Source organism: Saccharothrix sp. DSM 118769, assembly GCF_052936295.1.
Genome location: NZ_CP193627.1, coordinates 4,167,247 through 4,188,084 on the forward strand (window position 1 = coordinate 4,167,247; position 20,838 = coordinate 4,188,084).

Below are 20,838 nucleotides of genomic sequence, written 5' to 3' on the forward strand. Positions count from 1 at the left end.
TGCTTAGTGGAAGCGGGCCAGCAGCAGGGCCGCCCCCTGGCGCTCGGCGATCCGGCGGCCCTCGTCGAGGTCGTGGCGGTCGCCGCGGGCCAGGCCGCGCACGCGGTGCAGCTCGGCGGTCAGCACCTGCTCGCCGAACGCGCGTGCGGCGGCCAGGCCCTCGTCGGCGAGTTCGGCGGCCTCGCGCGGGCGACCGGCGCGCAGGTGGGCGTCGGCCAGGGCGGCGGTGGTGATCGTGCGGGTCGAGCGCAGGCCCAGCCGGTAGATCCCGTCGGCGGCGGTGCGCGCGGCCACCAGCCGCGACGCGTCCCCGGCGCGCACGGCGGCCCACTCGGCGTAGAAGTCGCCGACCGCGGTGAAGTGCGCCATGTGCCCCTCGGCCCCGGTGCGGCGGCACGCGCGGCCCGCCCGCCCGGCCGCGGCGGCGTCGTGCTCCTGGAGGGCCGTCCACCCGGTGAACAGGTCGGCGTTGGCCAGGCCGTACGGGTCGTCGGTGCGCTCGGCCAACGCGCGTGCGGCGACGAGGTCGGGCCGGGGGTCACCGCCGCGCAGCGACCGGACCAGCGCGCGGAACTCGTGGACGGACAGCGTCGGCGTGCGGCCCGTCCGGCCGTGCAGGTGGCGCTCGTCGAGGTGGTCGAGGGCGGCGGTGAGGTGGTCGTCGGCCTCGACCAGGCGGCCGGTGAAGTAGGCGACGACGCCGAGGAGGTAGTGCGCGGCGGTGGTGGTGAGGTCCCCGCCCCGGGTGGCGAGCAGGCGGGTGGCGAGGTCGGTGGCGAGCGGGAAGTCGGCGCGGTTGCAGGCGAGTTCGCCGAGCGTCCACAGGGCGGTGGCCAGGTCGGCGTCGCGCCGGTCGCCGGGCGCGTCGAGGCCGGGGAGCAGCCGGTGGGCGCGGACGGCGGCGGCGGCCACCGCGTCGCTGCCCACGCCGACGGTGATCTGGAGCAGCGACGCGCGGCGCAGGTGCACGGCCAGCGCGGCCGGCTCGTCGGCCGGACCGGTGAGCAGGCCCGCCGCCCGGTCCAGGTGGCCCAGGGCGTCCTCGAAGGCGAGGCGGCGGGTGGCGTCCTCGGCGGCCTCCAGCGTCCAGTGCAGGTGGTCGGCCCGGCGGTCCTTCGCGCGGCCGTAGTGGTGGGCCAGCTCGGCGGGCGCGAGCAGGTCGCGGGCCGCGTCGGCGAGGTGCTCGTGCAGGGCGGCGCGGCGGGTCGGGGAGAGGTCGGCGTAGACCGCCTCGGCGAACAGCGGGTGCCGGAAGCCGACGACACCGGGCGCGGTCTCGACGACCAGGTGGTCGGCGGCGGGGGAGGGGGTGCCGACGACCGAGACGTCCAGGTCCCGGCCCGCGACGCCGAGCAGGTCGAGGCACGCGCGGGTGTCGGCGTCCAGGGTGTGCAGGCGGCGGCGCAGGGTGTCGCGGACGCCCGCCGGCGGGTCGTCCGGCGAGGTGAGCAGCTCGGTGAGGAAGAACGGGTTGCCGCCCGTGCGGGTGACGAGCCGCCGCACGTCGTCGGCGGTCGGGGTCACGCCGGTGTGCTCGCGCACCAGGTCGGTCACCGCGTCCGCGTCCAGCCCGGCGGGGCTCACCCGGCGGTGACCGGGGGAGCGGGCCACGTCGGCGAGCGCGGCCACCAGGTCCGGGTCGTGCTCGTAGGGCCGCAGCGTGATCACCACCAGCGCCCGCGAGGTGTGCAGGGTGGGCGCGAGGTAGCGCAGGAGCAGCAGCGAGTCGGGGTCCGCGGCGTGCAGGTCGTCGAGGACCAGCACGAGCCCGGCGCGTTCGGCGGCGGTGTGGACGAGCGCGGCGACGGCGTCGTAGGCGCGGAAGCGGGCGACCGGGTCGACGCGGTCCACGAGCGGCCCGGTGAACCCGGCCAGCGCGGGCTCCACCGCGCCGGGCGACAGCGCGCGGACCACCTGCGTCCACAGCCAGAACGGCGGCGCCTGCCCGACGTCGGGGCACCGGCCCCACACGACGGGGGTCCCGGCCGCCGACGCCCGTGCCGCGACGACCCGGGCCAGGCTCGTCTTCCCGATGCCGGCCTCGCCGACCACGACGGCGAACCGGCCGCCCGAGTGCCGTGCCGCGACCAGCGCCCCGTCGAGCAGCGCGATCTCCCGTTCCCGCCCGACGACCCGCACACCGCCGCCGACCGGGCCGGCGGGCACCGAACCGACGGGTAACGGGCCCGCGGTCACCGGGCCGGCCGTCACCGGGCCAGCGGTTGTCGGGCTGAGGGTCATCGGGCCGACGGTCACCGGGCCGGCGGTGGACGTTCCGTCGCGGTCCAGGGTGCGGTCCTGCGCCAGGACGCGCCGGTGCAGGTCGCGCAGCCGCTCGGTGGGCTGGACGCCGTGCTCCTCGGCGAGCACCCGCCTGCCCTCGTCGTAGACGCCCAGCGCCTCGGCCTGCCGCCCCGCCCGGTAGAGGGCGAGCATGAGCTGGGCCCTGGCGCGCTCGCGCTCCGGGTGCTCGGTGACGAAGCGCCGCAGGTCGGGGATCACCTCGTCGTGCCTGCCGACCGCCACGGACGCGGTGAAGAGGCCCTCCGCGGCATCCAGGCGCGCGGCGAGCAGGCGGGTCACGTCGGGGCGCACGGCGGCGAGGTCCGCGACGGCCACGTCACCCCGCCAGAGGTCCAGCGCCTCGCGGTAGCGGTGCTCGGCCAGCGCGCCGTCACCCGCGGCCAGGGCCGAGGCGGCGTCGTCCACCAGGGCGGTGAAGCGCACCGCGTCCACCGAGGCCGGCGGCACGGTCAGCTCGTAGCCGCCGCCGTGCCCGCGCAGCAGCTCGGCGGGCGCGCGGTGACCCCGACCGGGCTCCAGGGCCCGCCGCAACCCGGCGACGTGGCTCCGCAGCGTCACGGCGGCGCTCGCGGGCGGGCGTCCGTCCCACAGGGCGTCGGCCAACCAGTCGACGGTGAGGAAACTGTTGGGGCGCAGGAGGAACAGCGCCAGCAGGTCGCGCTGCCGCCGGCCGCCGACCGGCACCGGCGAGCCGTCGCGCTCGACGCGCAACGGCCCCAGAATCGCGAACCGCACGACGTGACCCCCTGCCAGCACCGCGCGGGAGCCTACCGGGCAACCGGATCACCGGGCCGCGGGCGGTCACCCCCTCGCGTCGAGGCGCTGGGCGCGGGTCGTCAGGTGGCGGCGCTCGGGCAGGCTCGGGGCGCGGCGGGCGGCTTCGCGGTAGGCGTCGCGGGCTGGTCCGGGGTGGCCGGCCAGTTCCAGCAGGTGCGCCTTCACGGCGTGCAGGCGGTGGCCCCGGGCGAGGTGCTTGTCCCCGGACAGGCCGGCGACCAGGGCCAGGCCCGCCTCCGGGCCGTGCACCATGCCGACCGCCACGGCGCGGTTCAGCGCGGTCACCGGGCTCGGGTCCACGTGCTCCAGCAGGTCGTACAGCGCCAGCACCTGCGGCCAGTCCGTCGCCTCGGCGGTGGGCGCCTCGGTGTGCACGGCGGCGATGGCGGCCTGGAGCTGGTAAGGGCCCACCGGGCCGCGGGGCAGCGTGCGGGTGATCAGCTCGGTGCCCTCCTCGACGCGGGCGCGGTCCCAGCGGGTGCGGTCCTGCTCGGGCAGCGGGACCGGCGTGCCGTCCGGGGCGGTGCGGGCCGGGCGGTGGGCGTCGGCGAGGAGCATGAGGGCGAGCAGGCCCGCCACCTCGCCGTCGTCGGGCAGCAGCGCGACCAGCGCGCGGGTCAGGCGGATGGCCTCGTCGGACAGGTCCGGCGCGGTCAGGTCGTCGCGGTCGGTCGTGGTGTGGCCCTCGGTGAACACCAGGTAGAGCACGTGCAGGACGGCGTGCAGCCGCCGGGCGTGGTCCTCGCCCCGCAGGGTGCCGAACCCGGCGTCCCGCACGGTCTGCTTGGCGCGGCTGATGCGCTGCGCCATCGTCGCCTCCGGCACCAGGAACGCGGCGGCGACCTGCGCCGTGGTCAGGCCGCCCACCGCGCGCAGCGTCAACGCGATCCGGCTCGGCTCGGACAGCGCCGGGTGGCAGCACAGGAACAGCAGCTCCAGCGAGTCGTCCCAGTCGGGCTCGGCGTCGGCGGGCGCGGCCAGCACCTCGGCCTGCGGCGTGGCGACCAGCTCGCGGCGGCGGCGCGCGCTGTCGGCGCGCACGTGGTCCACCAGGCGGCGCGAGGCCACGGTGAGCAGCCAGCCGCGCGGGTTGTCGGGCAGGCCGTCCGCCGCCCACCGCACCGCCGCGTCGAGCAGCGCCTCCTGCACGGCGTCCTCGCACGCGTCGAACTGGCCGTGCCGGCGCACCAGCACGCCGAGGACCTGCGGCGCCAGTTCGCGCAGCAGGTCCTCGACACGTCGGTCCGAGGTCACTTCGCCTCGTGCGGGACCGGCCACACCTCGACCGGCTCCCGGTCGGCCCACGGCATGTCGGCCGCGATCTCGTGCGCCCGCTCCTCGCTCTCCACGTCGAGCAGGTAGAAGCTGGCGATGTACTCCTTGGTCTCCAGGTACGGCCCGTCGGTGACGGCGGGCGCGCCGTCGACCCGCTTGACGAGCCGCGCCAGCACCGCGTCCGCGAGGCCGTAGGCGCCGATCAGCTCGCCGGTCGCCTTGTAGCGCTCGTTGAACGCGTCCTGCTCGGCGACCACGTCGGGCCACTGGTCCGCCGGGATGGAGTCCCACTTCTCCTGGTTGCCGTAGACCAGCATCAAGTACTTCACGTCGGGTGCCCCGTCCGTCGGTCCGCGTGCCCGGGTGGCTCGCGGTCACCCCCTGGTCGGAGCGGCCACGCCGTCCTCGACACCGGAGTCGGGAAAATCTTCCCCGATTCGCCGGAGCGCCCCGAACGCGGAACCCAGGGGGTCCCGAGCGCAGGACCCAGGGGGTCCCGAATGTGGAACTCAGGGGTCCTGGGCGTTGGACTCTCGGGTCTTGAGCGTTGGACTCTCGGGGCCTGGGCGTTGGACTCTCGGGGTCAGCGGCCCAGGTTGGAGCCGCCGTTCACGCCGATCACCTGACCCGTGACGTGGCCCGCGCCGGGGGAGGCGAGGAACGCGACGGTCGCGGCCACGTCGTCGGGCTTGCCGGCGCGGCCGTTGGCCGGGTTGCCGACGAGCTTCGCCCGCCGCTCCCCGGTGAGCGGCGCCCCGCCGAAGAAGTCGGTGTCCTCGACCACGCCGGGCGCGACGACGTTGACCGTGATGCCGCGCTTGCCGAGGCGGAAGGCCAGGTCGGCGGTCCACGCCTCGACCGCCGCCTTCGCCGCGCCGTAGCTGCCGGACCCGCGCCGCGCCGCGATGGAGCCGATGGTGATCACCCGGCCGTCGTCGGTCAACCTCGGCTCCAGGGCGGTCGTCACCAGCACGGCGGTGAGCACGTTCGACGCGTAGTTGGCCGTCCACAGGTCCCGGACCTGCGCCAGGTCCTCCGGTTCGGGCCGGCGGCGCGTCTCGTTGCCGCCCGCGTTGTTCACCAGGACGTCGACGCGCTCCGGGAGCCGGGCCAGCGCGGCCTCGACCTGCGCGGGGTCGGCGGCGTCGAACGCCACGGCCCGCGCGCCGACCTCCCGCGCGGTCTCGGCTAGCAGTTCGGCCCGCCGTCCGGTGACCACCACCTCGAACCCCTGCTTCACCAGGGCCTCGGCGATCGCCCTGCCGATGCCCGTGCCGCCACCGGTCACCACTGCCGTCCTCGTCATGGCGACGTTGTACCAGCGGGCCGGGTCCGGGGTCGAGATCCGTTCACATGTGTGGTCAGACCTCAGGCCGCGAGCCCCGCGCGGCGGGCCTCAGACGACGACCACGCGCGGCCCGGCGGCCTCCAGCTCCTCGGCGACCGCGGAGTCGATGCCCGAGTCGGTGATGAGCGTCTCGATGTCGCCCAGGTCGGCGAACCGGGCGAAGTGGTCGTTGCCGATCTTCGTGTGGTCGGCCAGCAGCACGCACCGCCGCGCCGCCGCGATCGCGGCGCGCTTGACCATCGCCTCGGCGTGGTCCGGTGTGGTCAGGCCGCGCTCGGACGACACGCCGTTGGTGGCGATGAACGCGACCTCCACGAAGCTGTCCTTCAACGCCTGCAACGCCCACGCGTCCACCGACGCCAGGGTGCGGCTGCGCAGCCGCCCGCCGACCAGCATCACGGTCAGGTTGGGGCGCGCGGCCAGCAGCAGCGCGATGTTCACCGAGTGCGTGACCACGGTCAGCTCGCGGTCCAGGGGCAGCAGGTCGGCCAGCTTCGCCGTGGTGGTGCCCGCGTCGAGCAGGATCGTGCCCTCCTCGGGCAGCAGCGCCAGCGCGGCCTTGGCGATCCGCTCCTTCTCGGCCGTCATCACGCCTTCGCGCGCGGCCACCGCGGGCTCGAACCCCAGCCGCTCCACCGGGATCGCGCCGCCGTGCACCCGGCGCAGCACGCCGTGCCGCTCCAGGGCGGTCAGGTCGCGGCGGATCGTCTCGGTGGTGACGGCGAACTCCTCGGCCAACGCGGCGACGTCGACCCGGCCCTTCGCGCGGGCCCGGTCGAGGATGACCTGTTGACGCTCCTCCGCGTACATGCCCTACCCCACCTCGCAACGCGCGGACCCCCGCACGAGTCTAGTTGCGGTTCTCCGGCGGTCGCAACGCGGTCGTCACCCGGCCGACACCCGTCCGGGCCGGGGACCGGCCTCACTGCAGCCGCAGCAGTCCCGCGTGGACACGGTTGAGCAGCTCCAGCGACGGGCCGCCGGCCGCGGGGGTGCGGTCCTCGTGCGCGACGACGAGGCCGTCGGTGATGGCGTCGCTGATCAACACCCGGGCGACGCCGAGCGGGACGCCGAGGTGCACGGCGACCTCGGCGACCGACAGCGGCGCGCGGCACATCCGGTGCAGGCGGTGGGCGGTCGCGTCGGCGGGCGGGGGAGTGCCGGGCAGGGCCGACACGATCGTCTCCAGGCGCAGGTCGTGCGCCGCGCGCGTGCGGCCCCTGGTCCGCACGTACGGGCGCGCCGCGGGCGCCCGGACCTCGGCGGGCTCCCCGGGGGCGAGGTGCCCGGGGGCGAGGTACTCGGTCGGCCCCTCGACGACCGCGGGCAGCGACGGGACCGTCACGACGGCCGGCGGGGGAGCGGGCGGTTCACGGACCTCGGAGACCGGGGCGGGGGGTTCCTCGACCACCGGCGGCCGGTCCGCGGGCTTCGGGCGGAAGTCGTTGGCGGCCCACGTCTCGTAGTCCTGCCAGCCGCCGAAGGCGAGCGGGTGGAACGACGCCGCGGCCGGTCTGCTCTTGTGGCGCTTGTTCATGGCACTCGATCTGTCGGCGGCCGGTCGATGGTGCCACACCGCGACTCGGGGTTCTCCCGGTCCCGGTATGCGGTACGCAGCATCGCACCACGGCACTCCGCAGGGAAAAGAAGAGCAACGAACCCAAAACCAACCCAAGACCTTGGTGTAACCACATCTGCCGGCTATGCTGCGAGGTGTGGCGGCGGTCACCCCCTGATCGAAGGCGAACTCCCCGGTCCGTCCCGCCGACCGCGACCGCAAGTGCGCACCGCTGCGCTCGGCGCCGCCCGGCGCCGTCGGCGTCCGCCGCCGATCCTCGTCTCGACGCGTGGGAGGACTGTTCTCCGATGAGCACGGATGCGGCCGACGTGGCGGTCCACGGCGGGTGCGAGACCCTCCCGACATGGCCCTCGGGGGGCGGTCGTGACGCCTACCGCTCGTTCTTCGAGAGGTCCGGCATGTGCGTGGCCCGCCTGGACCGTTCGCTGCGCATCCTCGACACCTCCCCCGACTTCCACCGCAGACTCGGGCGCGGGCCGTCCGAGCTGTCCGGGCGGGAGTTCTGCGACCTGCTCGAACCGGACGTCCGCGACCGGTTGACGAGGCAGTTGACCAGGCTCGCGGACGGGCGGCACCCGTGCTTCGTGGACGGCGGCGTGGCCCTGCGCTCCGGCGCGGGCGCCCTGTCCGGCGAGGTGACCGGGTTCGTCGTGCACGACGGCGTCGGCCGGGTGGACGGCGTGGTGGTGCTCGTGCGACCGGAGGACGCCGGTGGGGCCGCCGGGAAACCGGGTGCCGAGGACGGGTCGGGCGCCGGTCGCCCGGCGCCGAGGCGGGGCGTGCAGCTGACCGAGATGGACGCCCGCATCCTGGAGGGCGTCGCGGCGGGCACCTCGACCGTGCAGCTCGCGGCGGCCCTCTACCTCAGCCGGGGCGGGGTCGAGTACCACGTGTCGGCGCTGCTGCGGAAGCTCAAGGCCAAGAACCGCCCCGCCCTCGTGTCCAAGGCGTACTCCATGGGCATCCTCGACGTCGCGTCGTGGCCGCCGCGGGTGTTCCCCGAGTACGTGAAGTGAGCGACCAACGCCCGGCCGTGTTGGTTCGTGTGGGTTCCACCTGGGGTGACCAAGAAGTTACCTGGGTTTCCGGCGAGTGACCCTTGTGTAAGCAACACAAACGGATCTAATGTCACTCAAATCAAACCGCCGGACCGGTGGCGGTGCCGGAGAGGCTTCGAGGTGGTGTGAAGTGTTCTTGACCGTGACGGCCAACCCGAGCGTGGACCGCACAGTCGAGGTCGACCGGCTGACCAGGGGCGAGCTGCACCGGGCCTCGGCGGTGCACGTGCAGCCCGGCGGCAAGGGGATCAACGTCGCCCGCGCGCTGGTGCGCAACGGCTGCAAGGCCCGCGCCGTCGTGCCGGCCGGCGGCGCGGAGGGCGACCAGCTCATCCGCCTGCTCACCGAGTACAGCATCGAGGTCGTGCGGGTCGGCGCGCTCGGCCCGGTGCGCAGCAACATCACCGTCGTCGAACCGGACGCCACGGTGACCAAGTTGAACGAGGCCGGCGCCCGCCTGAGCGGACCCGAGCTGGAGGCGTTCAGCGACGCGGTGCTCAACCACATGTCCGGGGTGGACTGGGTGGTCGCCGCCGGGAGCCTCCCGCCGGGCGTGCCGGCCGAGTTCTACGCGGACCTGATCAACCGCCTCGCCCCCACGGGGGCGAAGGTGGCCGTAGACACCAGCGGCTCCGCGCTGCTGGCCGCGGTGGACGCGGGACCCGCCCTGGTCAAGCCCAACCTGGAGGAGCTGGCCGAGGCGGTGGACCGTCCACTGCGGACGTTGCGGGAGGTCGTCGACGCGGCCGGGGAACTGCGTTCCCGGGGCGCGCGGGCGGTGCTGGCCAGTCTCGGCGGGCAGGGCGCCGTGCTGGTCGACGGCGAGGCGTGCTGGCACGCCGAGGCGCGGGCCGAACCCCGCAGCTCGGTCGGTGCCGGGGACGCGCTGCTCGCCGGGTTCCTCTCCGCAGGGGGACATGGCCCCTCCGCACTGGCCACGGGCGTCGCTTGGGGAGCGGCGGCCGTTTCGCTGCCCGGCAGCACCATGCCGGGCCCCGAAGACGTGCGCGCACACCGGGTGGTGGTGCACCCGGACATCGAGTGGGAACGCCGGATCGACGTCTGAGACGTCCGCTCCGGCGGCACCCGCCGGTCGTCGACACCGGGCACTGCCGCCCGGTCCCGCCGCAGCACCAGCGACGGCGCCTACCCAGTCAGAGTCCCTAATCGCGTAGTGGAAGTGTCAACGATGACGAGCAACGACACCCAGGCCCCTGACACGCAATCCCGCGGCCAGCGCGCGCGGGTCGGCATCCAGCGATTCGGCGGGCACCTCGCCGCCATGGTCATGCCCAACATCGGCGCGTTCATCGCGTGGGGCCTGATCACCGCGATGTTCATCCCCAGCGGGTGGGTGCCCAACGCGACGATCGGCGAACTCGTCGATCCGATGATCAAGTTCCTGCTGCCGACCCTCATCGGCTACACCGGCGGCCGGCTGGTCCACGGCCAGCGCGGCGCGGTGGTCGGCGCGATCGCCACGTTCGGCGTGATCATCGGCGCGGAGATCCCGATGTTCCTCGGCGCCATGATCGTGGGCCCGCTCGGCGGCCTCCTGATCAAGCTGTGGGACGAGAAGGTCGGCGTGAAGGTCGCGCCCGGCTTCAAGATGCTCGTCGACAACTTCAGCGCCGGCATCATCGGCGGCGCCCTCGCCGTGGGCAGCCTGTTCTCCATCGGCCCGGTCGTCGAGGGCATCACCAAGGCGCTCGGCAACGGCGTGCAGTGGCTGCTCGACGTCGGCGTGCTGCCCCTCGTGTCGGTCATCGTCGAACCCGCCAAGATCCTGTTCCTCAACAACGCCATCAACCACGGCGTGCTGAGCCCCCTGGGCGTGGCCGAGGCGCTGGAGAACGGCAAGGCGATCCACTTCCTCATCGAGTCCAACCCCGGCCCCGGCCTGGGCGTGCTCGCCGCGCTGAGCGTCTTCGGCCCCCGCGCGGCCCGCGCCACCGCCCCCGGCGCCATCGTCATCCAGTTCCTCGGCGGCATCCACGAGATCTACTTCCCGTACATCCTCGCGACCCCGAAGCTGCTCCTCTCGGTGATCGCGGGCGGCGCGGCCGGCGTGCTCACGTTCAGCGTCTTCGACGCGGGCCTGGTCGCGACGCCGTCGCCGGGCAGCATCATCGCCCTGATGGCCGTCACGCCCAAGGGCGGGCACTTCGGCGTCATCGCCGGCGTGCTGGCCGCCGCGGTGGTGGCGTTCGTGGTCGCCGCGGCCCTGCTGAAGTTCGGTCGGGACGCCCGCCGCGAGGAGCGCGAGCAGCAGGTCACCAGCGGTGGCGCGGTCTCGGCCTGACCTGCACCATCCCGGGGACACCGCACGAGAGGAGATCGACATGAGCATCCAGGGCAAGGACATCACCAAGGTGGTCATCGCCTGCGACGCGGGCATGGGCAGCAGCGTGATGGTGGCGTCGCAGCTCGCCAAGCGCCTCAAGCCGTACAAGGTGACCGTGCAGCACAGCCCGGTCAACGAGATCCCGGCCGACGCGCAGGTCGTGCTGTGCCAGCAGGGCCTGCTGGCCCGGGCGCAGAAGAACACGTCGGGCGCGGTCGTCATCGGGTTCCAGAACTTCCTGGGCGACCCGGCGTTCGACCGCGTGGAAGCCGCCATCCGGGACGGTGGGGAGCTTGGCTGAGCTGCTGACCGCCGAGGCGGTCCGGCTGGGCCGGTCCGCCGCGGACCGGGACTCGGCCATCGACCAGGTCGGCGCCGCGCTGCTGGAGATCGGCGCGGTCGACCCGGAGTACCTGACCGCGATGCACGAGCGCGAAGCCTCCGTGTCGACCTACATCGGCGAGGGCGTGGCCATCCCGCACGGCACGGACGCGTCGCGGGCCCACGTCCGCCGCTCCTCGCTGGTGGTGCTCCAGTTCCCCGACGGGGTCGACTGGGGCGGCGAGGACGTGCGCATGTGCGTCGGCATCGCCGCCAAGGGCACCGAGCAGGTCGGCATCCTGTCCGCCCTGGCCCACGTGCTGATGGACCCGGAGCGCGCGGCCGAGCTGCGCGGGGCACCGGACGCCGACACCGTCCTGCGCATCCTGCGGACGGTGGACATCGAGAACGACGAGGAGAACACGCAGTGAAGGTGGCCCGGTTCTACGCGCCCGGCGACATCCGCATCGAGGACATGCCCGAGCCCACCGCGGGCCCGGGTGAGCTGAAGCTGCGGGTGCGCAACACCTCGACGTGCGGGACGGACCTGAAGATCTTCCGGCACGGCCACCACCACATCGACCCGCCGCGGGTGATCGGTCACGAGATCGCCGGCGAGGTCGTGGAGGTGGGCTCGGAGGTGTCCGGCTGGGCCGCGGGGGACCGGGTCCAGGTCATCGCCGCCATCCCCTGCGGCGAGTGCCCCGACTGCCTGCGCGGGTGGATGACCATCTGCCCCAACCAGCTGTCGATGGGCTACCACTTCGAGGGTGGCTTCGCCGAGTACATGATCGTGCCGGCGAACGTGCTCAAGGTGGACGGCGTCAACCGCATCCCGGACGGCGTGAGCTTCGCCGAGGCGTCGGTGGCCGAGCCGCTGGCGTGCGTGCTCAACGGCCAGGAACTGGCCCGCATCGGTGACGGCGACACGGTCGTGGTCGTCGGCGCCGGCCCGATCGGCTGCCTGCACGTGCGGCTCGCCCGCGCCCGCGGCGCGGAGAACGTGTACCTGGTGGAGCTCAACCGCGGCCGGCTCGACATGGCCGCCGAGCTGGTCAAGCCGGACGCGGCGATCTGCGCGGCCGAGGTCGACCCGATCCAGGCGGTGCTGGACCTGACCGGCGGGCGCGGCGCGGACGTGGTGATCACCGCGTCGGCGGCGGGCAAGACGCAGGAGGACGCCCTCAAGATGGTCGCCCGCCGCGGCCGGATCAGCTTCTTCGGCGGCCTGCCGAAGGACAACCCGATCATCGCGTGCGACTCGAACCTCGTGCACTACCGCGAGCTGACGATCGTCGGCGCGAACGGGTCGAGCCCCGACCACAACAAGAAGGCGCTGGAGCTGATCGCGACGGGCGCCGTGCCGGTGGCCGACCTGATCACCCACCACCTGCCGCTGGAGAAGGTGCTGGAGGCCATCGACGTCGTGGCGAGCGGCACCGCCATCAAGGTGACGATCGAGCCCGCAGCGGACTGATCGGGCACCGCCCCGCACGAACGGTCGACGAGGACGAGGGAGGCGCGGAGTTGTCGCAGGTGGCTGAGGTGCAGGCGGCCGGGGACCAGGCCGCCGGGAAGCCGGTGGAGCCGGTCGCGTCGCGGGAGCTGGTCGGCAACCCGGCGAGCCCCGGGCAGGCGGTGGGCGTGGTGGCCAGGCCCGCCGCCGCACCGCGACTGCCCGCCGAGGTGCCCGCGCCGGGCCCGGCGCGGGACGAGGTCGACGCGGCCGTGGCCGCGCTCGGCGCGGTGGTCGCGGACCTGGGCGAACGGGCCGCCGGCCTGACCGGCGAGGCCCGCGACATCCTCGACACCCAGATCGCCATGGCGGACGACCCCGCCCTCGTCGACGGCATCCGCGCCGCCGTCGAGCAGGGGCGTCCGGCGGCCTGGGCCGTGCACGACGCGTTCGGCGTCCACCTGGACGCGCTGGCCGCGCTCGGCGGGTACCTCGCCGAGCGCACCGGCGACCTCGCCGACCTGCGCGACCGGGCCATCGCCGTGCTGCTGGGCGTGCCGACACCCGGCATCCCGGTGCGCGACGAGCCGTTCGTGCTGGTCGGCGTGGACCTCGCGCCCGCCGACACGGTCACCCTCGACCCGACCAAGGTGCTGGCGATCGTCACCTCCAAGGGCGGGCCGACCAGCCACACCGCCATCCTCGCCCGCGCCCTGGGCATCCCCGCCGTGGTGGGCTGCGCGGACGCCGACTCGCTCGTCGACGGCGACCGCGTGGTCGTGGACGGCACCCGCGGCGTCGTCGTCACGTCCCCCGACGACGACGCCGCGGCCCGGGTGGCACAGGACGCCGCCGAGCGGCAGGCCGCGCTGGCCCGGTACCGCGGCCCCGGCGCCACGGCCGACGGCCACCCGGTGAAGCTGCTGCTCAACGTCGGCGGCGCGACCGACGGCGACGCGGACGCCGAGGGCGTCGGCCTGTTCCGCACCGAGTTCCTCTTCCTCGACCGCGCCGACGCGCCGTCCCGCGAGGAGCAGCGCCGCGCCTACGGCGAGGTGTTCAAGACCTTCGGCACGCGGCCGGTGGTCGTGCGCACGCTCGACGCGGGCGCCGACAAGCCGCTGCCGTTCGCCAACGCCGAGGACGAGCCCAACCCGGCCCTGGGCGTGCGCGGCTACCGCGTGTCGTGGCGCAAGCCCGAGCTGCTGGCCGACCAGCTCGGCGCCATCGCCGACGCCGCCGCCGACCACGGGACCGACGTCCGCGTGATGGCGCCCATGATCGCGACCGCCGCCGAGGCCCGCGCGTTCGCGGAACTCGCCCGCGCGGCCGGGCTGCCGAACGTCGGCGTGATGATCGAGATCCCGGCCGCCGCGCTGCGCGCCGCCGACGTCCTCGCCGAGGTGGACTTCGTCAGCCTCGGCACCAACGACCTGTCCCAGTACGCGTTCGGCGCGGACCGGGTGCTCGGCGAGCTGGGCGCCCTGCTCGACCCGTGGCAGCCCGCCCTGCTCGACCTGGTGGCGCTCGTCGCCGACGCCGGGCGCGCGGCGGGCAAACCGGTGGGCGTGTGCGGCGAGGCGGCGGGCGACCCCGGCCTCGCGCCGGTCCTGGTCGGCCTCGGCGTGACCAGCCTGTCCATGTCCGCGCCCGCCGTGCCCGCCGTCCGGGCGGCGCTGCGCGAACGCACCCTCGCCGAGTGCGCCGACCTGGCCGACCGCGTCCGCCGCGCGCCCGACCCGACCACCGCGCGCGCCCTCGCCCTCGACCCGGGCGGGGCGACCGCCGTGACCCGCCCCGAGAACCCGACGCCCCTCGGCTGAGGGCGTCGAGGACCCCCGGCCCACCACCGCGACCAGGAGGCAGAGTTGCCCAGCACGCGAGTCACCATCGGTTCCCCCGTCGGCCTGCACGCCCGCCCCGCGAAGCTCCTCGTCGAGGCGGCGCGCAAGCAGGGCGCCAAGGTCCGCATCGGGCGCAGCGAGGACGCCCTGGTCGACGCGGCCAGCATCCTCGCCGTCATGTCGCTGGGCGTGAAGGGCGGCGAGGAGGTCGTGCTGACCGCCGAGGGCGACGGCGCGGACGCCGCGCTGGCCGAGGTCGCCGACCTGCTGGCGACCGACCTCGACGCCGCCGGCGTCTGACGGCCGGGGTTCAGAGCCAGTCGCGGCGCTTGAACGAGACGTAGAGGCCGACCGACAGCACGACCACCACCGCCGTGGACACCCAGAAGCCCCACGGCTGGTCGTAGCCCGGGTACGGGACGTTCTGGCCGTAGAAGCCGGTGACGGCGGTGGGGACGGCGAGGATCGCCGCCCACCCCGTCACCTTCTTCATGACCAGGTTCAGCCGGTTGCCCTGGATGTTGAGCTGGGTGTCGCGGATCGTCGCCACCAGGTCGCGCAGCGACTCGGTCCACTCCGAGGCGCGCAGCACGTGGTCGTACACGTCCTGGAAGTACGGGGCCATGGTGGCGTCCACGACGTCCTGGTCGCGCCGCACGAGGGTGTTGACCACCTCGCGCATGGGCAGCACGACGCGGCGCAGCGTCACCAGGGAGCGGCGCATCGCCAACGACCGCTTCTGCACGTCGTGGTTGCTCGGCCGCTCGGAGAACACCAGGTCCTCCAGGTGCTCGATGTGGTCGTCCAGCGCCTGCACGGCGTCGAAGTGGCCGTCCACGACGACGTCCAGCAGGCCGTGCACGAGGAACCCGACGCCACTGGTCGCCAGGTGCGCCGAACCGTCCCAGCGGTCGGTGACGGCGGCGATGTCGAACCGGTCGTCGGCGCGGACGGTGACCAGCGCCTTGGCCGTGACGAACGCGTCGACCTCGGAGGTCGCGAGGCGGCCGGTGGCGCGGTCCAGCCGCACCGCGTAAGCGGTGAGGAAGGCGTGCGTGTCGTAGATGTGGCACTTGGGCCGCTCGTGCTCCTGAAGGGCGTCCTCGACGGCCAGCTCGTGCAGCCCCAGGGCGCGGGCCAGGCCCGCCAGCTCCGCGCGCGACGGGCCGCACAGGTCCACCCACACCACCACGTCGTCGGCGAGGCAGTCGGGCACCTCCTCGACGGGGAACCCCTCGGCCTCCAGGACACCGTTGCGGTACAGGCGGGTGTTCGGCACGCCCCCGAGCCTAGGCGGCACCCGCCCGGTCAGCCGATCAGGCCGGCGCGGGCGGGGGCCGCCACCCGGTCCGCTGTTGTCCGCGCGCCCCGGGATGTGCTGGAATCAGGCCACCGCCGCGTGGAAAGCGTTTTCCGACCGAGGGAGCCGAATCGTGCGAGCACTCGTCCTCGCGGCCGTCGCCGCTGTCGCCGCGCTGGTGCCGGCCGGTCCGGCGCGGGCCGCGGACATGGACTACTGGCAGTACGTCACCACCTTCACCACGGAGGAGGCGTGCCACGACTACGTCGAGGAGAACCGCCCCTGGGACGTGGACGAGTACGCGTGCGACCCGAAGAACTCCCGGTGGGACCTCTACTGGATCTTCCCGACCTGACCCCCGGTCCGGCCCCGCCGCGTGTGGGAGCATTCACCGTGGACATGACGACACCTCAGGTCTCGAAGCCCTCGATCCTGACCGTGGACGACGACCCCGGCGTGTCCCGGTCGGTCGCACGTGACCTGCGCCGCAAGTACGGGGAGCACTACCGGGTCGTGCGGGCGGAGTCCGGGGCGCGGGCGCTGGAGGCGCTGGCCGAGATCAAGCTGCGCGGCGAGGAGGTCGCCGTCCTGCTCGCCGACTACCGGATGCCCGGCATGAGCGGCCTGGAGTTCCTGGAGGAGGCGATGGACCTCTTCCCCGCCGCGCGGCGGGTGCTGCTCACCGCCTACGCCGACACCGACGCGGCGATCCGCGCCATCAACGTCGTGGACCTCGACCACTACCTGCTCAAGCCGTGGAACCCGCCGGAGGAGAAGCTGTACCCGGTGCTGGACGAGCTGCTGTCGGCCTGGGGGGCCACCGACCGGCGCCCGGCGCGGCAGGTGCGGGTGCTGGGGCACCGCTGGTCCGCCCGCTCCTACGAGGTGCGCGACTTCCTGGCCCGCAACTCGGTGCCGTTCCGCTGGCACGCCGTGGACGACGCCGACCCGGAGTCGGGCAGGCTGCTCGCCGCGGCCGGGCAGGACGGCTCCCGGCTGCCCGTGGTCATCACACCCGCGGGTGAACCGATGGTGGAGCCGTCGGACGCCGAGCTGGCCGACCGCGTCGGCCTCACCACCCGGCCGTCCACCGACTTCTACGACCTGATCGTGGTCGGCGGCGGCCCGGCCGGCCTCGGCGCGGCGGTGTACGGCGGGTCCGAGGGCCTGCGCACGGTCCTCGTCGAGCGCCGCGCGACCGGCGGCCAGGCGGGCACCAGCAGCCGCATCGAGAACTACCTGGGCTTCCCCGACGGCGTGTCCGGCGAGCAGCTCACCGAACGCGCGCGGCGGCAGGCGCTGAAGTTCGAGGTGGAGGTGCTGACCGCGTGCGACGTGGTCGCGCTCGACCGGCGCGGCTCGGCCCGCGTGGTGCGGCTGGGCGACGGCACCGAGCTGGCCGCGCACACCGTCGTGCTCGCCACCGGCGTGTCCTACCGGGTGCTCGACGCGCCGGGCCTGGGCCCGCTGACCGGTCGCGGCGTGTTCTACGGCGCGGCCACCACGGAGGGCCCGTCGTGCGCGGGGCAGGACGTGTACCTCGTCGGCGGCGCGAACTCGGCGGGCCAGGCGGCGCTGTACTTCGCCCGGCACGCGCGCCGCGTCGTGCTGCTGGTGCGCGGCGACTCGCTCGCCCGGTCCATGTCGCACTACCTGGTCGAGCAGCTGGCCCGGGTGGACAACATCGAGGTGCGCACCTGCACCGAGGTCGTCGGCGGCACGGGGGAGCGGCACCTGGAGAGCATCACGCTGCTGCACAACAAGACCGGCGAGACGACGACCGTGCCCGCGTCGTGGTTGTTCGCGTTCATCGGTGCCGCGCCGCACACCGACTGGCTCGCCGGCACGCTGGAGCGCGACGAGCGCGGGTTCGTGCTCGCCGGGCCCGACCTGGTGGCGGACGGCCGGCCGCCTGCGGGCTGGGAGCTCGACCGGCCGCCGTACCACCTGGAGACCAGCCTGCCGGGCGTGTTCGTGGCGGGCGACGTGCGCGCGGACTCGGTCAAGCGGGTCGCGTCCGCCGTGGGCGACGGGGCGATGGCCGTGTCGCTGGTCCACCGCTACCTGGAGAGGTCCTGATGGAGAACCTGGCGGTCGGGGACCTGCGCGGGCTGTTCCTGTTCGAGCACCTGTCGGAGGGGCAGCTGGCCTGGCTGGTGGCCCACGGGCAGGTCGAGACGCACGCGGCCGGTGAGCGGGTGATCCGCGAGGGCGAGCCCGCGACGTGCTTCTTCGTGCTGCTGGACGGCACGGTCGCGCTCAGCCGGGTGATCGGCGGGCAGCGCGTGGAGACCAACCGCACCGACCACCGCGGGTCGTACTTCGGCGCGACCCAGGCGTACGTGGGCGCGGAGGCGCCGCTGCCCGGGACCTACCAGATGACCGCGGACGCGATCACCGACGTGCGGGTGTACCAGCTGCCCGCCGACGAGTTCGGCGCGATCTTCCGCGAGTGGTTCCCGATGGCCGTGCACCTGCTGGAGGGCCTGTTCTTCGGCATCCAGAACACCCAGCGCATCGTGAGCCAACGCGAACGGCTGCTCGCGCTGGGCGCGCTGTCGGCGGGCCTGACGCACGAGCTGAACAACCCGGCGGCGGCGGCCGTGCGGGCCACGTCGGCGCTGCGCGGGCGGGTCGCCGGAATGCGGCACAAGCTGGCGCTGCTGTCGGCGGGCAAGCTCGACCCGCAGGCGCTGCCGGTGCTGGTCAAGCTCCAGGAGAGCGCCGTGGAGCGGGTGGCGAAGGCGGTCGAGCTGGGGCCGATGGAGGCCGCCGACCTGGAGGACGAGGTCGCCGACTGGCTCGCCGACCGCGGCATCGCCGGCGGCTGGGACCTGGCGCCCGTGCTCGTCGCGGGCGGCCTGGACGTCGAGTGGCTGGACCGGGCCGCCGCCGAGTGCCCGACCACGGCGACCGAGGCGGCCGTGCGGTGGCTCGCCTACACCGTCGAGACCGAGACCCTGATGAACGAGATCGAGGAGGCCACCACCAGGGTGTCCACCCTGGTCGGCGCGGCGCGCGACTACTCGCAGGTCGACCGGGCCCCGTTCCGGGTGGTCGACGTGCACGAGCTGCTCGACTCGACGCTCGTCATGCTCGGCGCGAAGCTGCGCGACGGCGTCGAGGTGGTGAAGGACTACGACCGGTCGCTGCCGCCGCTGACCGCCTACGCGGGCGAGCTGAACCAGGTGTGGACCAACCTGGTGGACAACGCGGTCGCCGCGATGGGCGGGCGGGGCACGCTCACCGTGCGCACCTACCGCGACGCCGACCACCTCGTGGTGGAGATCGGCGACACCGGCACCGGCATCGCGCCCGAGGTGGTGGGGCGCATCTTCGAGCCGTTCTTCACCACCAAGGAGGTCGGCGAGGGCACCGGGCTCGGCCTGGACATCTCGTGGCGCATCGTGGTGGACCACCACCGCGGCGACATCGACGTCCGGTCCGAGCCCGGTGACACCCGCTTCACCGTCCGGTTGCCGCTGTCAGCACGCCTTGCGCAGGACGCTGCCGGAGGTGCCGTTCAGCGCCACTGACGTGACGGCCGTGCCGCCCTGGGTCCGGTAGATGCCCGGTACGCGCCGGTGGGCGCGCCCAAGTCCCAGTCGTACTCGGCGTGCCACGGCAAGGCGTCGCCGTAGCCGCCGGTCGGGTACTCCGCCGGGCACCGGCCCTCGTGGTAGGCGTCGCAGGGGAACAGCGCGTTGTCCATGAAGACGCCGTCGAACCCGGCCGCCCTGCTCGCCGCGTCCACGGCGTCGGCTCACGCGCGCTGGTTCCGGGGGTCGCCCACATCCATCTGCCAGTGGCCCGGGTACCCGCTGTACTCGAACCACTTCCCGGAGGCGTCGGTGAGAAACCACCCGGGGTGGTTCCGGTTCGCGTCGTAATATCCCACGCCGGCCGGAAATTGCCGGTCGTCGATACCGTCGCGGCACGCGTAGGAACAGGTCGAGGAAAGGTCTTTCTACACGAAGGTGGAAATCGCCGGGTTCACCGCCTTGAACTTCGCGTCGAGATCCCCCTCCCGCGCGTTGAACACCACGTAGCTGCGCCGCTTCGCCTCCTTGACCAGCACGTCATCGCTTATGGGAGTGACGTTCACGCCCTGCCGAGCGTCCAGACGTGGGACCCGTCCCACCCTTCGCGGCGAAGGTAGAGGATTACGACGGCAATTGAGCGGCGACGACGCCGGCCTGACCAAAAGGGCACATCCCCGTAGCGCGTCTCCCAAGGGCGTTCCGCGTACATCCTGACCGGACAAGGGAGCGAATTCCGGCATCCGCTCCGAGGGGCACGAATGAACTGCCGAGGGCCGGACTTGGTAGCGGCTTACCTGTGGCCATGGGTACTCGACCGAGGCGCGCGCCGGACCATCCCCGCTCGCGCGGGGAAGACTTGCTGTGGACGTCCGCCGACTGGGGCGGCACCGGACCACCCCCGCTTGCGCGGGGAAGACATTTTGTGACCAGTGAGTTTATAGGAAGTGGTATGCGTTTTTATTCGATTCGTTCGGGTCTCGTATGTGGCCGCATGCGGCCCGAAGGGGAGTCCTGTGCAAATCCGTATCGCTGCTGCGGGCAGGTGGCTATCGGCGCCGATGGCCACCTGGTGACCGCCATCGGCGAGCCGCAACCGAGCAGCCGCAACTACCGCACGGTCTACCGCGACTCGGCATCGCCGACGTGCTCTAGGAGCGACCCGTCACGGCCGACGGCGACTACCAGGGCACCCCAGAGGTGATCACGCCCTACTGCAAATCCCACGACAACAGTGAACTCGTCGACTGGCAGGAAGACCTCAAGACCGTCCACCGCAGCGCCCGCGCCGAACATGCCCTGACCCGCATGAAAAACTGGACCATCCTGCGTGGCTGCCGCCGCGCCGCCCACACCCTGCGCGACACCGCCCCCGGATCGCACGACTCCACAACCTCACTGCCTGACCGGCGACATCTCGAACCACTCACTGCAAAGGTCGGTTACGTGACGCCCGTCTTGGCCGGGAAGGAACCGGTGTTGCCGGACAGGTCCACGGCACGGCGGATACAAGACCACCCGTTCGGGTGAGTCGTTGTCCCGGTCTTGTCCCCCTGGCTGTCTCCGGTTCTGTCCCGGGGTGCGCCGCATCCTCTTCTCGGCCGACGATCCGCCGGCCGCTACAGGAGAGGAGGACCAGGGTGAACCCGCTCCGGTTCCACATCCCGCCGCCGGACGAGGCGCAGCCGCCGCG

The 20,838-nt window shown here is 73.8% G+C and carries 20 protein-coding genes and 1 pseudogene; 12 read left to right on the top strand and 9 right to left on the bottom strand.

Annotation, left to right across the window (positions count from 1 at the left end):
- Positions 1-3: 3 nt before the first annotated feature.
- From ACRAKJ_RS18195 to ACRAKJ_RS18220, 6 genes are all read right to left on the bottom strand, one after another.
- Positions 4-3,039, bottom strand: coding sequence for a BTAD domain-containing putative transcriptional regulator (locus ACRAKJ_RS18195; RefSeq protein ID WP_447009048.1), 3,036 nt, complete (start codon positions 3,037-3,039; stop codon positions 4-6).
- A 66-nt stretch (positions 3,040-3,105) separates the two neighbouring features.
- Positions 3,106-4,335 (bottom strand): DUF6596 domain-containing protein, encoded by a 1,230-nt coding sequence (locus ACRAKJ_RS18200; protein WP_438920132.1) that lies wholly within the window; start codon positions 4,333-4,335, stop codon positions 3,106-3,108.
- Positions 4,332-4,685, bottom strand: a complete 354-nt coding sequence (locus ACRAKJ_RS18205; protein ID WP_438920131.1) for a YciI family protein — start codon at positions 4,683-4,685, stop codon at positions 4,332-4,334. The genes ACRAKJ_RS18200 and ACRAKJ_RS18205 overlap by 4 nt, the downstream gene beginning before the upstream one ends.
- A 254-nt stretch (positions 4,686-4,939) precedes the next feature.
- Positions 4,940-5,662, bottom strand: coding sequence for an SDR family oxidoreductase (locus ACRAKJ_RS18210; protein WP_438920130.1), 723 nt, complete (start codon positions 5,660-5,662; stop codon positions 4,940-4,942).
- 90 nt (positions 5,663-5,752) lie between these two features.
- On the bottom strand, positions 5,753-6,514 hold the full coding sequence (locus tag ACRAKJ_RS18215) for a DeoR family transcriptional regulator (protein WP_438920129.1): 762 nt from the start codon (positions 6,512-6,514) through the stop codon (positions 5,753-5,755).
- Between the two features lie 112 nt (positions 6,515-6,626).
- Complete coding sequence (locus ACRAKJ_RS18220; RefSeq protein WP_438920128.1) at positions 6,627-7,241, bottom strand: DUF742 domain-containing protein; 615 nt, start codon at positions 7,239-7,241, stop codon at positions 6,627-6,629.
- Between the two features lie 329 nt (positions 7,242-7,570).
- Here ACRAKJ_RS18220 and ACRAKJ_RS18225 point away from each other — a divergent pair, with 329 nt between their 5' ends.
- From ACRAKJ_RS18225 to ACRAKJ_RS18260, 8 genes are all read left to right on the top strand, one after another.
- Positions 7,571-8,299, top strand: coding sequence for a PAS domain-containing protein (locus tag ACRAKJ_RS18225; protein WP_438920127.1), 729 nt, complete (start codon positions 7,571-7,573; stop codon positions 8,297-8,299).
- Positions 8,300-8,471: 172 nt separating this feature from the next.
- Positions 8,472-9,407: a 1-phosphofructokinase gene (pfkB, locus tag ACRAKJ_RS18230; RefSeq protein WP_438920126.1), complete on the top strand. Its 936-nt coding sequence runs from the start codon at positions 8,472-8,474 to the stop codon at positions 9,405-9,407.
- Positions 9,408-9,530: 123 nt separating this feature from the next.
- Positions 9,531-10,643, top strand: coding sequence for a mannitol-specific PTS transporter subunit IIC (gene mtlA, locus ACRAKJ_RS18235; protein ID WP_438920125.1), 1,113 nt, complete (start codon positions 9,531-9,533; stop codon positions 10,641-10,643).
- 40 nt (positions 10,644-10,683) lie between these two features.
- The gene (locus ACRAKJ_RS18240) at positions 10,684-10,986 is read left to right on the top strand and encodes a PTS lactose transporter subunit IIB (protein ID WP_438920124.1); all 303 of its coding nucleotides are present in this window, start codon (positions 10,684-10,686) and stop codon (positions 10,984-10,986) included.
- Positions 10,979-11,437, top strand: a complete 459-nt coding sequence (locus ACRAKJ_RS18245) for a PTS sugar transporter subunit IIA (protein WP_438920123.1) — start codon at positions 10,979-10,981, stop codon at positions 11,435-11,437. The genes ACRAKJ_RS18240 and ACRAKJ_RS18245 overlap by 8 nt, the downstream gene beginning before the upstream one ends.
- Positions 11,434-12,483: a zinc-dependent dehydrogenase gene (locus ACRAKJ_RS18250; RefSeq protein ID WP_438920122.1), complete on the top strand. Its 1,050-nt coding sequence runs from the start codon at positions 11,434-11,436 to the stop codon at positions 12,481-12,483. Before ACRAKJ_RS18245 ends, ACRAKJ_RS18250 begins: the two co-directional genes overlap by 4 nt.
- Positions 12,484-12,551: 68 nt before the next feature.
- Positions 12,552-14,285 (top strand): phosphoenolpyruvate--protein phosphotransferase, encoded by a 1,734-nt coding sequence (ptsP, locus tag ACRAKJ_RS18255; RefSeq protein ID WP_438920137.1) that lies wholly within the window; start codon positions 12,552-12,554, stop codon positions 14,283-14,285.
- 45 nt (positions 14,286-14,330) lie between these two features.
- Positions 14,331-14,606: an HPr family phosphocarrier protein gene (locus ACRAKJ_RS18260; RefSeq protein ID WP_438920121.1), complete on the top strand. Its 276-nt coding sequence runs from the start codon at positions 14,331-14,333 to the stop codon at positions 14,604-14,606.
- A gap of 10 nt (positions 14,607-14,616) precedes the next feature.
- Here ACRAKJ_RS18260 and ACRAKJ_RS18265 read toward each other — a convergent pair whose 3' ends face one another.
- On the bottom strand, positions 14,617-15,585 hold the full coding sequence (locus ACRAKJ_RS18265; RefSeq protein ID WP_438920120.1) for a CorA family divalent cation transporter: 969 nt from the start codon (positions 15,583-15,585) through the stop codon (positions 14,617-14,619).
- 154 nt (positions 15,586-15,739) lie between these two features.
- Here ACRAKJ_RS18265 and ACRAKJ_RS18270 point away from each other — a divergent pair, with 154 nt between their 5' ends.
- Genes ACRAKJ_RS18270 through ACRAKJ_RS18280 form a run of 3 tightly spaced genes read left to right on the top strand, consistent with a single transcriptional unit; the run spans position 15,740 to position 19,142 of the window.
- Positions 15,740-15,961, top strand: coding sequence for a hypothetical protein (locus tag ACRAKJ_RS18270; protein ID WP_438920119.1), 222 nt, complete (start codon positions 15,740-15,742; stop codon positions 15,959-15,961).
- A gap of 44 nt (positions 15,962-16,005) precedes the next feature.
- Positions 16,006-17,685: an FAD-dependent oxidoreductase gene (locus ACRAKJ_RS18275; RefSeq protein ID WP_438920118.1), complete on the top strand. Its 1,680-nt coding sequence runs from the start codon at positions 16,006-16,008 to the stop codon at positions 17,683-17,685.
- Positions 17,685-19,142, top strand: a complete 1,458-nt coding sequence (locus ACRAKJ_RS18280) for an ATP-binding protein (protein WP_438920117.1) — start codon at positions 17,685-17,687, stop codon at positions 19,140-19,142. The genes ACRAKJ_RS18275 and ACRAKJ_RS18280 overlap by 1 nt, the downstream gene beginning before the upstream one ends.
- Here ACRAKJ_RS18280 and ACRAKJ_RS18285 read toward each other — a convergent pair.
- A complete protein-coding gene (locus ACRAKJ_RS18285) occupies positions 19,130-19,360 on the bottom strand; it encodes a hypothetical protein (RefSeq protein WP_438920116.1) in 231 nt (76 codons plus the stop codon). The genes ACRAKJ_RS18280 and ACRAKJ_RS18285 overlap by 13 nt on opposite strands.
- A gap of 9 nt (positions 19,361-19,369) precedes the next feature.
- Positions 19,370-19,561, bottom strand: a pseudogene (locus ACRAKJ_RS18290) (putative glycoside hydrolase); the annotation flags it as partial.
- A 784-nt stretch (positions 19,562-20,345) separates the two neighbouring features.
- Between ACRAKJ_RS18290 and ACRAKJ_RS18295 the strand changes: the two are divergent.
- On the top strand, positions 20,346-20,675 hold the full coding sequence (locus tag ACRAKJ_RS18295) for a hypothetical protein (RefSeq protein ID WP_438920115.1): 330 nt from the start codon (positions 20,346-20,348) through the stop codon (positions 20,673-20,675).
- Positions 20,676-20,838: the final 163 nt, after the last annotated feature.